Below are 17,197 nucleotides of genomic sequence, written 5' to 3' on the forward strand. Positions count from 1 at the left end.
TCAGGCCAGCTCGCCGACGAGCCGTGCCGCGGCGTCCGCCCCGGCGGAGAACGCGGCCTCGTGCGAGCCGATCAGGTCCGGGCCCAGTTCCCGGGAGTGGAAGTACGACCCGGCCAGCTTCACCCGTGTCCCCTCGTTCGCCCCGTGGATCACGGACTGCCGCTCGCGCAGCGCCATGTCGATGACCGGGTGGGTGTAGTCGAACTCGGCGATGACCGCCTCGGGGGCGATCGGGCGGGGCGGGTCCAGGGTGACGAAGTAGTCCCGCTCGGCCGAGAAGTCCTGCAGCCGGTTCAGGTAGTACGTGACGAAGCAGCGGGTCCCGCCGTCCGCCCGTACCTTGCCGTAGTTCCAGGCCGTCCAGCCGTCCCGGGCGCCGGGCATCAGCGCGGGGTCGGTGTGGAGCACGACCTTCGAGCGGCTGTAGCGGATCCCCTCCAGCGCCGTCCGCTGCGCGTCGGTGGGGTTCTCCAGCAGGGCCGCCGCCTCGTCGGCGTGGGTGGCCAGGACGGCGTAGTCGAACCTCGTGGTGCCGGAGGCGGTGGTGACGGCGACGCCGTCTGCCTCCTGCCGCACGGCCGTGGCGGGTTCGCCGGTCCGCAGGTCCGGGCCGGTGGCGGCGAGCGCCTTGCGGACGTAGGAGATCGAGCCGCCGCCCACCGTGCGCCAGTCGACCCGCCGCCCGCCGAGGCCCCCCTCGTCGTGACCGACGAAGAAGGCGATCACGGTGGCCGCCGGCATCTCCCAGACCAGCTCCGCCGGCACCGACCAGACGGCGGAGCAGAGCATGATCAGGTAGGAGTGGCGGAACGCCTGGCTGTAGCCGCCCCGGTCCAGGTAGTCGCCCATGGACATGTTCGCCCGGCCGCGGGCGAAGTCCCGGCGGCTCTCCTCGTGGAAGCGGCGGACCTCCCGCCACACGTCCGGGAATCCCGGGTGGCTCGCGGCGTAGCGTTCCTCGACGGCCGCCTCGTCGAGCTCGAGTTCGTCCGTGCCGAACTCCAGTCCGCTGTCCAGGTCGAAGAAGGTGAAACCGCCCGGGTGGGAGACCATCTCGACCCCGAGGTCGTCGAAGAAGCCGCACAGCCGGGGGTAGAAACGCCGGTTGAAGACGATGAACGCGGTGTCCAGGCCGAGCACCCGGCCGTTCTCCTCGACCTCCACCGTGTTGGCGTGGCCGCCGGGGCGCGTCTCGCGTTCGAAGACGGTGATCCGGGCGCGTTCGCGCAGGTGGTAGGCGGCGGACAGGCCGGCGGGGCCGGCGCCGATCACGGCGACGCTCGGCGGGGTGTGCTGCGGCATGGGAGGTCCTTCCGGATGCGGGAACGGTCGACAGGAGTGGTCAGGGGATGAGTTCGGGCGCGCAGCGGCACGGGGCCGCGCCCGGCGCCCCGGGGCGCGCGCCGAGGTCGTGGTGGCGCGGCGGGTCCGCGCCGCCGCCGTCCGCGGCGACGGCCAGGAGCAGGCCGGGCCCCGGGCGCAGCAGGTCGAGGTGCCAGCGACGGCCGGTGGCGGGATGCCGCCCGTCGGCCACGGCGAACCGCCCGGAGCCGCGTGGCTCGAACCCCAACTGCCGTACCCCGTACGTCAGTCCGGTCCCGAGCCCCTTCAGGTACGCCTCCGTCAGGACCCACAGCTCGCCCAGGGCCGCGACCGGGTCCGGCGCCGCGTCGAGGGCCGCCCGCTGCGCGGCGTCGAAGCGGCCGCGCAGCAGTCCGGCCGTGGTGCGGTCCAGGGGCACGCGCTCCACGTCCACGCCGCAGGACTGCCCCCGGGTCACCACACAGGCGATCAGCCCGTCGGTGTGGGACAGGTTGAAGCGCAGACCGCCGTGGTCCCCCTCGAGCTCCGGACGCCCGTACCGGCCGGCGACCGGCCGCCAGGTGTCCGGCGGCAGCCCGGTGCGGGCACTGAGCGCCAGCCGGCACAGCAGCCGCCCGCCCAGGAAGCGGCGGCGCGCCCCCGGCGTCCTGAGCCGGCCGTGCCGCGCCCGCTCGCGCGGTGACAGCAGGCCGAGGCCGCCCATGCGGAGGGTCAGTGCGCCGACCTCGTGCTCGGGCAGCGTCCACAGGTCGGCCGTCGGCGCGTCCACCGGGACCCGCCCGCCCGTCAGCGGGCCTCTGCGCACCGGACGCCCTCGGTGGGCGCGGTCCGCTCGGCCAGGGTGACCGGCCAGTGGGACAGCAGCCGGTTCTCGGCGTGCAGCCGGGTCAGCAGGGCGAGCACCTCGTCGGCCGCGTCCGGGTCGCGGTAGGGCTCGTACGGGTGGAACCGCTTGCGCAGCCGCTCCAGCTGGAGGAGGAGCAGGGCCGCGCTGGGCAGGGGCGCGGCCATCGCCCCCCGCGAGTGGACGTAGGTGTGGACGCACGCGGCGGCGGCGTGCAGCAGGCAGTACTCCTGGGCCAGGTCGAACAGCTCGGCGGAGTGGGCGTAGCCGCGGCCGAGTTCGCTCCGCAGCCTGTGCTGCCGCTCCCGCAGCGGGCCGAGCCGGTCCAGCAGTTCCCCGGCGATGCCGGCGGCCGCCACCAGGCGGTCCCGGTCCTTGTCGGTGGCCTCGTCGGCGAGCGCGCGCAGCCGCTCCAGGGCGTCGGGTGCGGCCAGGACCGCGTCGTCCAGGCCGCGGCCGGACAGCTCCTGCCGGTCGGGCCGGTACGGGGGCAGCTCCGTGTCCATGCCGTACAGCACGGCCGCGCGTTCCGCCGCCGCGCCGCGGGTGGCGGGCCCGGCGGTGAGCCCCTGCTCCAGCAGCGAGGGGAGCTGGTGGCCGATGTTGCGCAGGTTCACCACGGTGTTGCCGTCGGCCATGTTGGTGACGAGCAGGTCGCGCAGCATCTTCTGGTGCATCCCGAAACGCGGGTGCGTGCGCAGGAAGACCCGTGCCCCGAGCACCAGGTTCAGCCGGGACAGCGTCTCCTCCAGCAGCGTGGGCACCACGTACTTGGCCACCGACGACCACACGCTCACCTGGGCAGGTGAGGCCTGCAGGCTGCGGACGGCGCCCAGGCACACCGCGTCCGCGATCATGAGCTCGGCGAACGACTCGGCGAGCTGGCGCCCGGTGTGGGGCACCTCGACGACCGGACGGCCGAACAGCACCCGGTCCTGCGCGAACTCCAGGGCCGTGCGCAGCGAGGTGTCCACCCCGGACAGGGCCAGGCTGAGGATCACCAGACGCGCGGTCTGGCTGGTCTTCAGGGCGATCTCCAGCCCCTGGCCCTCGGCGCCGATGCGGTCGGAGTCGGGGACGAACACCCCGTCGAACCGCAGCCCGCTCAGGTCCAGGGCCCGTACGCCGTGCTGCCTGACGGGATGCGTCTCGCGCACGGTCTCGGCCTCGGCCCGCCACTTGTCGACCACCAGGATCGAGTAGTCCCCGGCGCCGTGGCGCGGCCCGGTGCGGGCGAAGACGACCATGCGGTCGGAGTAGGTGGCGTTGCCGATCGGCCACTTCTCGCCGGTGAGGCGGTAGCCGCCCGGCACCCGCTCGGCGACGACCTCGTTGCTGAGCAGGTCGCTGCCGTGCGCGGCCTCGGACAGCCCCCAGGACAGTCCGACACCGGCGTGGATGTCCTCGATCTGGCGCCGCTTCTGCTCGTCGGTGCCCGCGATCCACACCGGTGTGAAGGCGGCCTGGGTCAGCCCGAGCGCGATGGCGGTGGCCCCGTCGCGGCGGGCCACCAGCCGCATCAGGGTGAACCCGGTCTCCGGGTTGCCGGCCTTGCCGCCCTGTTCGGCGGGGAGCCCGTAGTCCAGGAAGCCCCAGCGGCGCAGCATCCCGACGAAGGCGTACGGGAAGGCGTCGCGTTCGTCGTGCTCCAGCACGGCGGTGAACGGCATCCGGCTCGCCGGGTCGTGCGGGTCGCCGAGGTACTCCTCGAACCGCCGCGCGAGACCGGTCAGTTCGGCCTGGGACATCAGGAGACCTCCAACGGGTGGGACGGACGGGAGGCGGCGGGGGCGAGGGGAACGGGCAGGGCGGTCATGAGCCGGTTTCCTCTCCGCAGGGCGTCCGCGGTGTCGAGGGCGGGCAGCAGGTCGGGGCCGTGGCGGCGGGGGTCGGTGCCGCCGGCCCGGGCGAGCAGGAAGGACAGGACGGCGCGCAGCCGGCCGGCCGAGCCGGGCTCGTCGCCGTACAGCGGCCGGTGCCGGTTCGCCCACCACAGGTGCACGCACGCGGCGGCGGCGTGCAGCCAGGCGTAGCGCTCGGCGACGTCGGCCAGGGCGTTGGGGTCGGCGCCGCGCCGCCGCGCCGAGGCGGCCTCGATGCCGAGGGCGGCGACGGCGTCGGCCAGCCGGCGCACCAGTGCCGCGGCGCGCGGATCGGTGAGCTCCGCGCGGACCGCCCCGGCGATCTCGCCCAGGCCGTGCAGGACGGGATCGGCGCGACGGGCCACCATGTCCAGCCGGGTGGGCTCGTACGGCGGCAGCTCGGCGCCGAGGTCGAAGATCCGGCGCGGGACGTCCGGCTCGGGCACCTCGTCGCGGCCGGTGAGGGCGGGGATCTGCGCGGCGTAGGAGCGCAGGTTGGCCAGCGGGCTGGCGTCGATCACCCGGACCACCGCCGTGTCGCGCTGGAGCTTCTGGAACAGTCCCGAGCCCGGCGCCCGTTCGCGCAGGACCGAGCGGGTGGCCAGGACCCCGGCGCAGCGCCGCATCAGCTCGTCGCAGGCCTCGGCCACCACGTGCTTGGCGGCCGGCGCCCACACGCTGAACACCTCGGGGACGACGTGCACGCCCCGGGCGGCGGCCAGGGCCACCGTGTCCGCCGCCAGCAGCGCCGCCGAGGCGACCGCCAGCTCCCGGCGGGAGTGCGGTGCCTCGAGGAGGGGCGTGCCGGCGACCCGGCGCCCGGCGGCGAACCCGAGGGTCAGGCGCAGCGCCGTGTCCGCGCATCCGAGGCTGCCCGCCATGCTCATCAGGCGTACGGCCTGCTGGGCGAGGATCGCCACCTCGAGCCCCTCGCCCACCTTGCCCACCAGGGCGTCCGCGGGCACCGGCACCCCGGTGAAGCGCAGCCGCGCGGTGTCCACGCCGCGCATGCCGCCGGTGCGCGGGGCGGGCTCGCGGACGAGTCCCTCCGCGTCGGCGTCCAGCAGGTAGGCGGAGAACGCGCCGGGTCCGCGCTCGCCGGTGCGGGCCACCACGTACACGGCGTCGCAGCGCATGCCGTTGCCGACCATCCACTTCTCGCCGTGCAGCCGCCCGTCCCCGTCCAGCCGCACCTCGCCGGCCAGCAGGTCGCTGCCGTGCCCGGCCTCGGTCAGGGCGAACCCCACCGAGCCGCCGCCGGTCAGGATCCGGGCCACCCGCTCGCGCTGCCGGTCGCTGCCGTGCAGCTGGAGGCAGGTGGCGGCGATGATGCCGAACATCGTGCCCGGCATCACGTTCACGTCCCGGCGGGCCGCGGCGCGCACCAGGGTCAGACCGCGGTCGAACGAGTCGAACGCGCCGCCCCACTCCCGGGGCAGGTAGTTGAGGTGGAAGCCCGCCGAGACCAGCGCCCCGCACAGCTCGTCGGGATGGGCGTCGGCCTCGTCCCGGGCGACGGCCGCCGCGAACCCGTACGGGTTGGCCGGGTCCCCGGGGTCCCCGAGCAGTTCCTCCACGTCCTCGGCGGTCGGTGTCCGGCTCATCGGGCGGCCTCCGTGAGGGCGGCCGGCTCCAGGGGCACCGGGCGGTAGTCCGCCGCCGACGTGGGGATGGTGACCCCCGCGGTGGCCAGCTGGGCGATCCGGGTGTGGAAGGCCGCGCCGCGCATCAGGTGGTGGGCGACGTCGGCGACCGCCCGGTTCTCCGGGGTCTTGAGGTAGCTGCCGGAGACCCAGGCGTTGAAGCTGCCCATCGCCGGCCCGCACCAGATCTGGTAGTCGGCCGCCCGGTCCCGCTGCCCGGTCACCGCCCAGCGGGAGGCCATCCCCAGGTACCAGCGGAACACCAGGGCCATCCGCCGCTTGGGACTGCCGGCGGCGCGCCGCAGCTGGTCCGGGTCGCGCCGGCCGAAGTACTCGACGCACTCCTCCCAGACGTCCTCCAGCGGGCGCCGGAAGACCTGGGACTCCAGCCGCTCGCGCTGCACCGGGGGCAGCGCGTCGATGCCGTCGTACGTCTGGTACAGCTGGTGCAGCTGGGCGGCCCGCATCGGGAACATCGAGCCGCGGCGCAGCACCTGCAGCTCGACGCCCATCTCGAACATGTCGGCGGCCGGCGCCATCACACAGTCCGTGACCTCCGCCTGGGCGAGCAGTTCGCGGGTGGCGGGGGAGGTGCCCGACTCCAGGCAGGACTGGTTGACGGAGCCGGTCACCACATAGGCGGCGCCCATCGCGAAGGCCGCGGCGACGGCGACCGGGGTGCCCAGGCCGCCGGCCGCGCCGACGCGCACCGGCGTGGCGTAGCGGTGCTCGTGCTGGATCTGGTCGCGCAGCCGCAGGATCACCGGGAAGAGCGCCGGCAGCGGGCGGCGGTCGGTGTGCCCGCCGGAGTCCGCCTCCACGGTGATGTCGTCCGCCAGCGGCAGGTGGTGGGCCAGCTGCGCCTGCTCGGCGCTGATCAGACCGTCCCGCAGCAGGGCGTCGACCACCGCGGTGGGCGCCGGGCGCATGAACCGCTCGGCGGTCTCCGCCCGGGACACCTTGGCGATGACCCGGTGCCCGGCCACGATCCGGCCCGACGGCTCGCGCCGCAGCCCGGCCAGCCGGTAGCGGACCAGATGCGGTGTCAGGCCCAGGTAGGCCGAGGCCTCCACACAGCGCACCCCGTGCCGCAGGAACAGCTCGACCGCCTCGCGCTCCAGCCGTTCCTCGCTGGGGCTGTGGATGAGGTTGACGGCGTACGGCAGCCCCGGGATCTCGGCGGCGAAGCGGGCCAGCGCCTCCTCGATGGTCCCCGGCAGCAGCCCGGCCGCGCCGAACGAGGCGAGGAAGCCGTGCCGGGCCAGGGCGATCACCAGGTCGGCGGAGGCGATGCCGCCGGCCATCGCGCCGGCCATGTACGCCTGGCGCACTCCGTGCGCGGCACGGAAGGCGGCCGAGCCGAGGCGGTGCGGCGGCAGGGCGGGGGCGGCGGCCAGCACGGCCGGTCCGTCCCCGCCCGCGGCCGCCGTGCCGCCGGCGGCCGCGCCCGCGCCCTGTGCCGTGGACACGATGAAGCAGGGCTGCTCCACCCGCGTGAGGACCTGGTGGATCCCGGCCGGATCGGTGCTCGGATACCCGTCCCCGTACCAGCGGAGCGTCTCGGGTGTGGTGCTCATGGACAACACGGCTCCTTGGCTGTGCCGGGGGTCAGCCGGCATCGGGGCGGACCTCGATGGCCACGTCGGTGAGTTCGTAGATGCGCAGGCCCGGCTTCCACAGGTCCGCGTCGGCGATCAGCAGCAGGCGGTCCGCCTCCTCGCGGATCTCCTTGACGTGCACGTCGAAGAAGAGTTCGCGGTCGTCGCGCAGGATCTGCCCCCGGTACTTCCAGGACGTCTCCACACCGGTGGCCATGGCGAAACGGGGCCGGGTGATGCCCCGGGCGAGGCCCTGTTCCAGGACGAACAGGCGCAGTGCCTGGAGCACCGCCTCGACGCCGAGCGAGCCCGGCATCACCGGGTCGCGGTGGAAGTGGCAGTCGAAGTACCACTCGTCGGGCCGGATGCCGCGGTACCCGTGCAGATAACCCGCGCCGTGCCGGCCCCCGTCGGCGACCAGGTCGACCCGGTCGACGAGGTCGAAACGGCCGCCGGGCAGGTGCAGCCCGCCCCCGGAGGGGTCGCCGAAGGCCGGGGAGCCCGGGCCCAGTTCGATGTGCTTGACCCGCTCCGGCGCCGGCTTCTCCGACTCGATCCACGAGGGCCGGTAGCTGCCGCTGTCGAGGCCCACCTGGTTGGCCAGCGCGGCCGGCGCGAAGTAGCCGAAGAGCGACTCGCCCGTGTAGAACACCTCGCCGTCGGCGGAGAGTTCGTAGGAGAAGTTCTGCAGGACGGCGCCGGACACCACGCTCGTCATCAGCAGCGTCGAGTGGTGCCGGATCGTCTTGCCGCGCAGGTCGACGTCCTTGACCAGGGTGGCCCGGCCGTCGAGGTTGCGGATGGAGTACTCCTCCCGCGGCTCGCGCAGCGTCGCGCCCAGGTAGTAGCCGAGGAAGATGGCGGCCTGCAGCGAGCTCTCCATGTACACGCAGTTCGGCATGTACGGCGAGGAGTTCTCGCGGTAGTACCAGGCGTCGTCCGGCGAGTCGTACTCGGTGACCATCTCCGAGCCGGGGCTCAGGTCGCCGCGGGTGCCGCTGAGCGACATGACCCGGTCGACGAACTGGAAGTCGCCGTTGGGGATGTAGGGCGCCCGGCTGGTGCGGTAGATCTCGAACTCCGGCCCCATCGCCATGTCCAGCAGGCCCTTGGCGGAGTGCGCCAGATGGAGTTCGTTGATCATGGCGGCCTCGCCGGCGCGGTTGCGGCGCCCGAGGAACGCGGGGACACCGCCGGCCTCCGGCCGGTACGGGGTGCCGGGCTTCTCCATGATCTGCAGGCCGAGGTTCTGCATCCGCACCACCGGCTTGTCACCCAGGTGGATCAGGACGTCCGCGATCACCGTGGGCCGGGGCAGCAGGGTCAGCTCGGTGACCTCCACCTCGTAGCGGATCTCCGCGTCCTTCGGGGTGACCTGGCCGCGCACCTGGACGTCGATGCGCCGGCCGGGCACCGTCTGGAAGCGTGCGTCCGGCAGCGTCAGGTGCATGCCCTGGTGCATCAGGTAGATCTGCAGCAGCTGGATCGCGCCCTCGGCGATCAGCGAACCGGCGAGCACCGGGTCGTCGGGGAAGTGGCAGGTGAAGTACCAGGCGTCCGGCTCCAGGTGCTTGACGGCGCTGATCGAGCCCAGCTCGCAGGGGCCGCCCTTGCGGTCGATGACGACCTCGTCCACCATCCGCAGCCGCGCGTCCGGCAGCCGCAGCGCCGGGTTGATGCCGGGGTCCTGCGCGTGGTCCGGGCCGAAGACGTCACCGGGTCGGCCCTGGGCGAGCAACTCCAGGTCGGCCGGGCCCAGTTCATGCTTGCGCGCGTGGGCGAGGGGTTTGAAGGTGCCCTTCGGCAGCGCGGCGCGCCGGGCCCGGTCCCGGTCGGTGAGGACGACGCCGAGCGGGGTGTCCAGCTCCTGCTTGCTGAAGAAACCGGCGCAGGCGTCGCGGAGTTCGAGGATCAGTTCGCCGTCCGCGTAGCAGTCGTAGCTGAAGAAGAAGATCGTGGTCTCGCCCTGGTGGACGAACCGGTCGATGGAGATCTCGTAGCGGAGGGTCTGCCCGGTCGTGGGCAGCCCGCCGCGGAAGATCAGCGAGCTGTCGAGCAGCCGGTAGACCCGCTCGCCCCTGTTGCGGAAGTCGATGCCCAGATAGCTGACCAGCAGCAGGTCGCACTGCCCGGACTCCACGGTCACCGCGGGCGGCACCCCGCCGTCGACGGCGTACCAGGCGTCCTCGGGCACGTCGTACTCGGTGGTGATACGGGCCGGGCGGAGGACCCCCGGCTCGGCGTCCAGCGCGGTGACCCGGGTGACGAAGTGGTACGGCGGGGCCGGCAGCCGCACCCGGGCGCGGAAGGCGTCCACCTCGGCGAACTCGGGCCCGAAGACCTTCGCCACCGAACCGGTGGCGAACTCCAGCAGGTCCGCCTCGTTCCAGATCACCCCGTCACGGGCCTCCCCGGCACCCCGCGGCGACGGCGGCGCGGGCGGAGGCGGGGACACGAGCGCCGACGTCTCGGCCGGCACGGCGGTGGCGGGCGTCTCGGCCGGTACGGCGATGAGGGGTGCCTCGGCCGGCGCGGTGGCGGCCGGTGCCGGGAGAAGGGCCTCGGTGCGCTCCAGGGTGGCCGCCTGGAGCACCCGGTGGGTCTCCATCACCACGCCGTGCGCGGCGACGATCTCCCGGCGCAGGTCCCGTACCAGGTCCGCGGCGGGCCCCCGGCCGGAGCGCGCGGCCGCCGGGGCGGCCGGCGCGGGCGGGCGGGGCGGATCCGCGAGGACCGGGGCCCCGGGGGCGGCGGCCGGTGCCGGCGGGGCCCAGGGCAGGACCGTGGCCGGCTCCCCGTCGAAGGTGATGACCTCCGGTATCTCGAGTGTCGGGTCGGCGGGCATGGCGGTGGGCACCTCCGGCGGGGCGGGCGGGGCTGTGACGGCGGGTTCGGGCCGGCCGGCGGTCGGCGCCGGGGCCCCGGGACGGTGGGCGGACAGGACCGCGGCCGCCTCGCGGGCGATACGGTCCGGGATGGGCTCGCCCCGGCCCACCCGGGTGGTGGGCGGACGGCGGGACGCCGTCGCCGCCGCGCGGCGCGCGGCCGGCTCCCGGTCCAGCAGGGCCGTCAGGTCCACCGGCAGTCCGTGGCCGGCGAGCCGGGCCACGAGGTGGGCGAGCGGCGTCGTGGCGGGCACGCCCCGGCGGTCCACGCAGGCGGCCATGTGCGGTGCGTCGCCGAGCGTGTCGTGGATCCACCGGGAGCAGGTGGCGCCGGGGCCCACCTCGATGAAGTAGCGGTAGCCGCGCTCGTACGCCGCCCGCACCAGGCGCGGGAAGTCGATCGTCGAGCGCAGGGTCGTCGCGATGCGCCGCGGCGACTCCGCCAGCCGGTCGGCGGGCAGCGGCCGGTAGTCGTAGGCGCTGAACAGCTCCAGGTCGCCGAAGGAGCCGGTGGGGTAGTCGTTGAGCCGGGCCAGCCCGTCGAACTCGGCGTCCACCACCGGGCAGTGCATGACCACGTTCACCGGGGAGCGGGCCGCGCGGCAGCCCACCTCCTCGATCAGTGCCCGGCACTGCGCCGGGTCACCGGCGATCACCAGTTCCCGCGGCGTGTTCACGTGGGTGAGGAACACCCGGTCGTGGCGGGTGAGCGCCGCACGCACCGGCTCGGCCGGGGAGAGCAGGATGTGGGAGGCCCACACCGCCGCGTCGGGCGTCTGCTCGGGCAGCCCCCACGCCTCCCGTACGGTGCGCCGCGGACCGCACAACCGGTCCTGGAAGACGGGACTGTCGCTGATCAGCGAGTCGCTGCGGCCGGCCGGGTCCCAGCCTCCGGTCGCGAACAGCATGCTCGACTCGCCCAGGCTGTAGCCGAACCCGCCGTGCGCGGTGACGCCCAGCACCTCGCGGACCAGGGCGGTGTAGAGGATCGCGAAGCTGGTGCCGGTGGCCAGCATGAACGGCACGTCGCCGCCGAGCCGTTCCTCCAGCATCATCAGGTCGCGCCGGGTGAGCGCCTCGAGGGAGCGCGGGTACAGGTGGGCGGCGCGCAGCATCCGGGCCGGCTCGGCGGCCTGGCCCTCGAAGCGGTCCAGCAGGGCGGGGAAGGCCCGGAAGAGGTCCGCCCCGAGTCCCGGGTAGCTGTTGAAGGCGCCCGGGTAGACCAGGGCCACCCGTGCCTCGGGGCCGAGCGGCCGGGGCGTGAAGAAGGAACCGGCCGGGGTGGCCCACTCCCTGCCCTCGGCGTGCGCGGCGGGCACCTCGCGGACCATCGACTCCAGCTGCCTGACCAGCTCTTCGCGGTCCTGGCCGACCAGCACCGCCCGCAGCCGCCGGCCGTCGGCCCGGCCGGCCGCCTCCCCGGCCAGCGCGTGCGGGTCGGCGCCGCCGGCGAGCAGCGCGCGGTGCCGCTCGGCCTCGGCGACCAGTCCGTCCGGCGTGCCGGCGCCGATCACCAGCAGGACGGGACCGCCCGCGCGGTGCCAGTCGGCGGCGGGCCGGGGGCGGTCGGCGCCGGGCACCGACGACAGCACCACATGGGCGTGCGAGCCGCCCGCGCCCAGCATGCTCACCGCGGCGTGACGACGGCTGCCCGCGCGTTCGCGCAGCCAGGGACGGGAGGTCTCGGGCACGTGGAAGGCGGAGGCCGCGAAGTCGTCGGCGAGATCCTCCTCCGGACGCCGCCAGCCGCGCGTGCCGGGCAGGTACGCGTGCCGCAGACACAGCACGGCCCTGATGAGCCCCGCGATCCCGCCCGCGCATCCGGCGTCGCCGAGCTGGGCCTTGACGCTGCCCAGGGCGGTGCTGCCGGCGTCCGCGGGGTAGACCTCCGCCAGGGCGGCGATCTCCGTGCGGTCGGTGTCCCGGGTACCGTCGGCGTGCGCCTCCAGGTACCCCACGTCGGCGGCGCCGACGCCCGCCTGCTCCAGCGCCGCCCGCGCCGCCTCGGCCAGCGCCCCGGCGTCCGCGCCGGGCATCCCGCCGGACGCCGGGGCGTACCGCAGGGCCGTCCCGGCGATCCGGGCGTGCACCCGGCCCCGGTGGCCCGGCGCGTCCGGGCGGGTGACGACCAGGGCGCCGGCGCCCTCGCCGACCCGCCGGCCGCGGCCGCCGTGGCCGAACGACAGGCCCGGTTCAGCGGTGAGGCCCGGCCGGGTCAGGAGGTTCTCCGCGGAGCCGGCCAGGTCGACGGCGCCGACCAGCACCGCCTCCAGGTCCGGGTCGAGCAGCAGCAGCCGTGCCACCTCGAGGGCCTCGGCGGTGCCCGCGCCGTCGGCGGACAGGGTGAAGGACGGGCCGGTCAGGTTCCAGCGGGACGAGATCCGCCCGGCCATGACGTTGCCGATGTAGCTGAGCACCTCGTTGGCGCCGATCGGGTCCACCACGGCGTCCCGGGAGACCTCGGCGAGCGCCGCCCGCTGCTCCTCGGTGAGCTCCACACCCGCCGCGTCGAACTCGCGGCGCAGGAACGCCCCGAGCCCGTAACGGCTCAGCCGGGCGTGCGTGTACGGCTCGATCTCGGTCACCACGACCACGGCGACCCGGCGTGGGTCGGGGGTGTCGCCGGGCCCGGCGCCCAGCCGGTAGCCGGCGTCGCGCAGCGCCTCGTCGGCGACCTTGCTCACCAGCGCGTGCTGCGGATTGTAGATGCGCAGGTCGGACGGCGGGACCCGGAGTTCCACGGGGTCCACTTCGACGCCGTCGACGAACGCCCCCCGCAGCCCGTCCCCGGTGAGGCCGGCTTCCTCCAGCGTGCCGCCGTCGGTGCGGTCCAGGCCCCGCCAGCGCTGCTCGGGCAGCGGACGCAGGTCCTGCTCGCCCCGGTGCACGGCGCGCTCGAAGGCGTCCAGGGTCTCCAGCGACCCGAAGTGCGCGCCGAGCCCCACCACGTCCAGCGGGGGCAGCACGGCCGGCTCGGCGGCGGGGCCGGGCGTCGCGGACCCGGCGTCCGACAGCACCACGTGCGCGTTGGTGCCACCGAACCCGAACGCGGACACCGCCGCCCGCCGCGGACCCGGCCCCTCGGGCCACGCCCGCGCGGAGCGCACCAGGGAGCGCTCGCCGACCCGCCCGTCCGGTGAGGTGACGGGCCGCTCCACGCCGGTCGTCGGCGGGATCGTGCCGTCCCGCATGGCCAGCACCACCTTGAGCAGGCTGCTCAGACCGGCCACGGTCAGCAGATGCCCGATGTTGCCCTTGACCGAGCCGAGCAGCGGCACCCCGCCGTGCGCGCCGAAGAACTCGGCGATGGACGCCGCCTCCGTCGCGTCCCCGATCGGTGTGCCCGTGGCATGGCACTCCAGGTAGTCGATGCCGGCCGGATCCACACCGGCGTCCGCGTAGGCGCGGGCCAGCGCGTCGAGCTGGCCGCTCTTGCGCGGTACGAGCGGGTGGCGTCCGGAGCCGTCGTTGGACAGCCCGATGCCGTCCACCACGGCGTGGACGCGGTCGCCGTCGCGCAGCGCGTCCGCCAGCCGCTTGACCGCGACCATGCCGGCGCCCTGGCCGGTGACGATGCCGCCGGAACGGCTGTCGAAGGGCTGGCTGAAACCGTTCTCCGGGTAGGCGCGCAGATCGGAGAACGACAGGTGGATGAGGGTCGGATCGGGGGCGCAGACCCCGCCCGCCAGCACCAGGTCCGCCTGGCCGGAGGCGAGATGGCCGCACGCCAGGCTGAGCGCGTACAGCGCCGACGAGCAGGCCGCGTCCAGGCAGTAGCGGGGGCCGCCGAGGCCGAGCGCGGCGGCGGTGACCGCCGCCGGTGAACCGCTCACCCGCAGGTTCTCCGGCACGACGGCCGCGCGGTCGAAGAGCGGACGGACGCCCGGCGGCCCGGCCGGTCCGGGCAGGTGCGCACGGCTCAGCCCGGCGAGCACGGCCTCCTGCGCCAACGGGACGCTGACCTCGGCCGAGGCGGGCGTGGGGAAGGAGTAGTTGCCCATCACCAGGGCGGTGCGGGCCAGTGTCCCGGGCCGTCCGTCCGCGCCGCAGTCGCGCAGCGCCTCCCGGGCCGCGTACAGGGACCAGTGGAAGATCCGGTCCAGCCGGGAGAGGTATCCGGCGTCCAGGCGGTAGCCGGTGGGGTCGAACTCGAATCCGGTGACGAACCCGCCGCGACGGGAGGTGATGCGGTGGCGGGGGTCGAGGTCACGCTCGTCGAGCGCCGGCCCGAAGACCTCCTCGCCGCCGTCCCGGCGGCTGTCCGTCCCGTCGCGCAGGTTCTGCCGGAACTCCTCGGGAGTCCCCGCGCCGGGGAACAGGCAGGAGATCCCGACGATCGCGTATCTGCTCATGACAGAGAGAGGTCCCTTCCCAAACGGGGGATCCTGTGGGGCGGGCGGCGGTGAGCCGCCGCCCGCTCGGTACGTCCGGCACAGGCCATCGGTCAGCCCGCGAACTTGGCTGCCAGCTGCGGGGCCGAGACCACGGACACGTCGGTGAACCGGGCGATGACCCGGCCGTCGGGGGCACAGGCGGTGACGGTGAGCCGGGAGTCGGGACCGCCGTGCCGCACCGGCTCCACCACGACGAGGAACGTCCCCGGCGAGGTCAGCGGCGCGTGCAGTTCGACACCGCCCACGGCGAGCGGCAGCCCGGCGGCGGACCGGAACCGGCGCACCCAGACCAGCGCGGCCTGGAGCAGCAGATCCGCGGTGCCCGCCAGGTACCGGGCGGTGGCGCCGGTCGCGGCGTCCGTCGCGACCGGCTCGCACTCCAGGACGAGCCGCGTCTCCTCCTCGGCGAGCACCCGCCGCAGTCCGCGCAGCGCGGGCCCGTGGAAGAGCGTGCCGTCGGTGTACAGCCCGGCGGCGTCCCGGCCCGTGCCCGGCGCGGGCAGCCCGGCCGGCGGGGCGGCCGGTGCCAGGGGTCCGGTGACCACCGTGGCGGCGTAGTGCGGCCGCACGGAACCGTCCGCGGTGACCGAGCGGACGGCCACCTTCACCTCGCCGTCGCCCGGAGTCATCGTCACCCGGCACTCGTCGGGCCGGGTGCCGTCGAAGACGATCCCCTTGTGCACGGTGAAGTCGCGCAGCCGTACCGCGGGCCGTCCCTCGGCGTGCTCCACCGCGCCCAGGGCCCACCCGATGGCCACGGCCGCCGGGAGGACGGGCACCGAGTCGATCGTGTGGTCGGCGACGAGCGGGGAGCGCTCCAGTCCCGCGAGCGACCGCCGTACGGTCGCCGCGGCCGGAGCCGGGCGCTCGCGCGAGCTCAGGGGGGTGGTCGGGCCCAGCACCGTGACCGTGTCCGCCGCCCGTTCGGGGGCGAACTGGTCGGCGAACATCCGGGCACCGTCGGCGGCCTGGATGAGCGGGATGCCGCGCTCCTCGAACACCGCCTTGATCTGCGGGGAGACCATGCCGCTGTCCCAGGCGCCCCAGTTGAGCGAGGTGATCCTGGCCCGCGGCAGCCGTCGGCGGGCCGACGCGGCCCAGGCGTTGAGCACCTCGTTGGCCATCGCGTAGTCCGACTGCCCCTGGTTGCCGAAGAAACCGGCGACCGACGAGAACAGCACCACGTGGCGCAGGCGTTCACCGGACAGCGCGGCCATCACGGACCGCAGGCCGGCCAGCTTCGGGGCGAAGACCCGCTCGATCTCCGAGGCCTTCTTGTGGACGATCATCTGGTCGGCGAGGACCCCGGCGCCGTGCACCAGACCCGTGACCCGGTCCCGGTGCGGGGCGAGCACGGCGGCCGTCGCGGCCTGGTCGGTGATGTCCACGGCGAGGTACTCGGCCCGGCTGCCGGCCGCGCGCAGCGCGTCCAGCGTGGCCCGGATCTCCCGGCTCCCCGCGACGGCCGCCGCGAGCCGCCCCACCTTCTTGGGGGTCGGCTTCTCGCCGGACGCCGTCAGGGAGGCCGCCGCGGCCGTCCTGAGGCCGGCCTCCGCGACACCGCGGGCCCAGTCCGGTTCCTCCTCCAGCGGGGTACGGCCGAGCAGCAGCAGCCCGGGACGGTGCCGGCGGGCCAGCTCCACGACGCAGGTGGCGGTGATTCCGCGGGCGCCGCCGGTGACGACCAGGACGTCGTCGGGGGAGGGCACGCCGACCTCGGGAAGCCGCTCGGCGAGCGGCCGCTCGCCCACGGTCAGGCCCACCCGGCGCGTGACGTCCAGGCCGACCTGCACCGGCTCCGTCGCGGAGTCGGCGGCCTCGTCCAGCAGCAGCGCGGCCCCGGTGGCGGCGTCGAGGCCGGGGGAGAGGTCGACCGCCCGGCAGAACAGGCCGGGCGCCTCCAGCGCCAGCGTCTTGACGAGTCCGGCCACACCGCCGGCCGGCGCCTGCTCCTCGGCGACCCCGGTGAGCCCGAAGGCGCCGTCCAGCCGGGTCACGGTGAGGAAGGCGGCGCGACCGTGCTCCGCCGCCGCGCTCAGCGGTCCCACGACGTGCCGCGCGAGCAGGAGGGAGTGCGCGAGCCTGCGCGTGCCCTCGGCCCATTCGCCGCGGTGCTCGGCGGTGACGTCCACGACCAGCGCGATGCGGTCGGTGAGGATCTCCTCGACCCGGGCGGCCAGTTCGGTCGTGCCCCAGCCCGTGAGGGGGTGGTCGCTCACGTCGGACGAGCGGGCCGCGACCCCCGGAAGACGCAGGGTGTGCACCCGCCGGCCGGTGCCGGTGAGCCGCTCCACGAGGTGTGCGGCCAGCTGTGAGCCGTCGTCCACGACGAGGGCGCCGTGATCCGGGGCGTAGGCGTCGAGCAGCGGGTCGGGAGCGGGAAGAGCGGTGAGTGCGGCGTGCGCCCGGCCGATGCGCGAGGCCCGGTCCGGCGCGGGTGCGCAGGGGGCGGCCCCGGCCGGTTCCGGCGGGTGGTCCCCGGCCGCCGGCGCGCCCTGCCCGGACGCCCCGCCGGATGCCGCCTCGCGCCCGGCGGTACGGGGGACGCCGGCGACGAAGGTGACGATGTCGCCGAGGGTGCGGAGTTCGGCGAGTTGTTCGGGGCCGGCGGTGGTGAGGGTGTCGAAGTGTTCCTGGACGGCGCCCAT

The 17,197-nt window shown here is 75.2% G+C and carries 7 protein-coding genes; all 7 read right to left on the reverse strand.

From position 1 onward, the window contains the following. On the reverse strand, positions 1 to 1,302 hold the full coding sequence (locus ACF07S_RS16030; RefSeq protein WP_391974401.1) for an NAD(P)/FAD-dependent oxidoreductase: 1,302 nt from the start codon (positions 1,300 to 1,302) through the stop codon (positions 1 to 3). Positions 1,303 to 1,342: 40 nt separating this feature from the next. Further along, a complete protein-coding gene (locus tag ACF07S_RS16035; protein ID WP_391974402.1) occupies positions 1,343 to 2,128 on the reverse strand; it encodes a 4'-phosphopantetheinyl transferase family protein in 786 nt (261 codons plus the stop codon). Then, complete coding sequence (locus tag ACF07S_RS16040; protein ID WP_391964712.1) at positions 2,110 to 3,915, reverse strand: acyl-CoA dehydrogenase family protein; 1,806 nt, start codon at positions 3,913 to 3,915, stop codon at positions 2,110 to 2,112. Before ACF07S_RS16040 ends, ACF07S_RS16035 begins: the two co-directional genes overlap by 19 nt. Further along, positions 3,915 to 5,633 carry an acyl-CoA dehydrogenase family protein gene (locus tag ACF07S_RS16045; RefSeq protein WP_391964713.1) on the reverse strand — a complete coding sequence of 573 codons (1,719 nt, stop codon included), beginning with the start codon at positions 5,631 to 5,633 and terminating at the stop codon, positions 3,915 to 3,917. The genes ACF07S_RS16040 and ACF07S_RS16045 overlap by 1 nt, the downstream gene beginning before the upstream one ends. Next, on the reverse strand, positions 5,630 to 7,249 hold the full coding sequence (locus ACF07S_RS16050) for a PfaD family polyunsaturated fatty acid/polyketide biosynthesis protein (RefSeq protein WP_391964714.1): 1,620 nt from the start codon (positions 7,247 to 7,249) through the stop codon (positions 5,630 to 5,632). The genes ACF07S_RS16045 and ACF07S_RS16050 overlap by 4 nt, the downstream gene beginning before the upstream one ends. 31 nt (positions 7,250 to 7,280) lie before the next feature. Then, complete coding sequence (locus ACF07S_RS16055; RefSeq protein WP_391974403.1) at positions 7,281 to 14,507, reverse strand: beta-ketoacyl synthase N-terminal-like domain-containing protein; 7,227 nt, start codon at positions 14,505 to 14,507, stop codon at positions 7,281 to 7,283. A 92-nt stretch (positions 14,508 to 14,599) separates the two neighbouring features. Beyond that, positions 14,600 to 17,197: SDR family NAD(P)-dependent oxidoreductase (locus ACF07S_RS16060; protein WP_391974404.1), on the reverse strand; the 2,598-nt coding region annotated here is incomplete at its 5' end.

Source organism: Streptomyces sp. NPDC016640 (assembly GCF_043076215.1).
Classification (GTDB): Bacteria; Actinomycetota; Actinomycetes; order Streptomycetales; family Streptomycetaceae; genus Streptomyces.

Excerpts from the sequence above, each read along its gene's own strand:
- ACF07S_RS16030 (WP_391974401.1), bottom strand. The coding sequence starts at position 1,302 with ATGCCGCAGCACACCCCGCCGAGCGTCGCCGTGATCGGCGCCGGCCCC.
- ACF07S_RS16040 (WP_391964712.1), bottom strand. The coding sequence starts at position 3,915 with ATGTCCCAGGCCGAACTGACCGGTCTCGCGCGGCGGTTCGAGGAGTAC.
- ACF07S_RS16045 (WP_391964713.1), bottom strand. The coding sequence starts at position 5,633 with ATGAGCCGGACACCGACCGCCGAGGACGTGGAGGAACTGCTCGGGGAC.
- ACF07S_RS16050 (WP_391964714.1), bottom strand. The coding sequence starts at position 7,249 with ATGAGCACCACACCCGAGACGCTCCGCTGGTACGGGGACGGGTATCCG.
- ACF07S_RS16055 (WP_391974403.1), bottom strand. The coding sequence starts at position 14,507 with ATGAGCAGATACGCGATCGTCGGGATCTCCTGCCTGTTCCCCGGCGCG.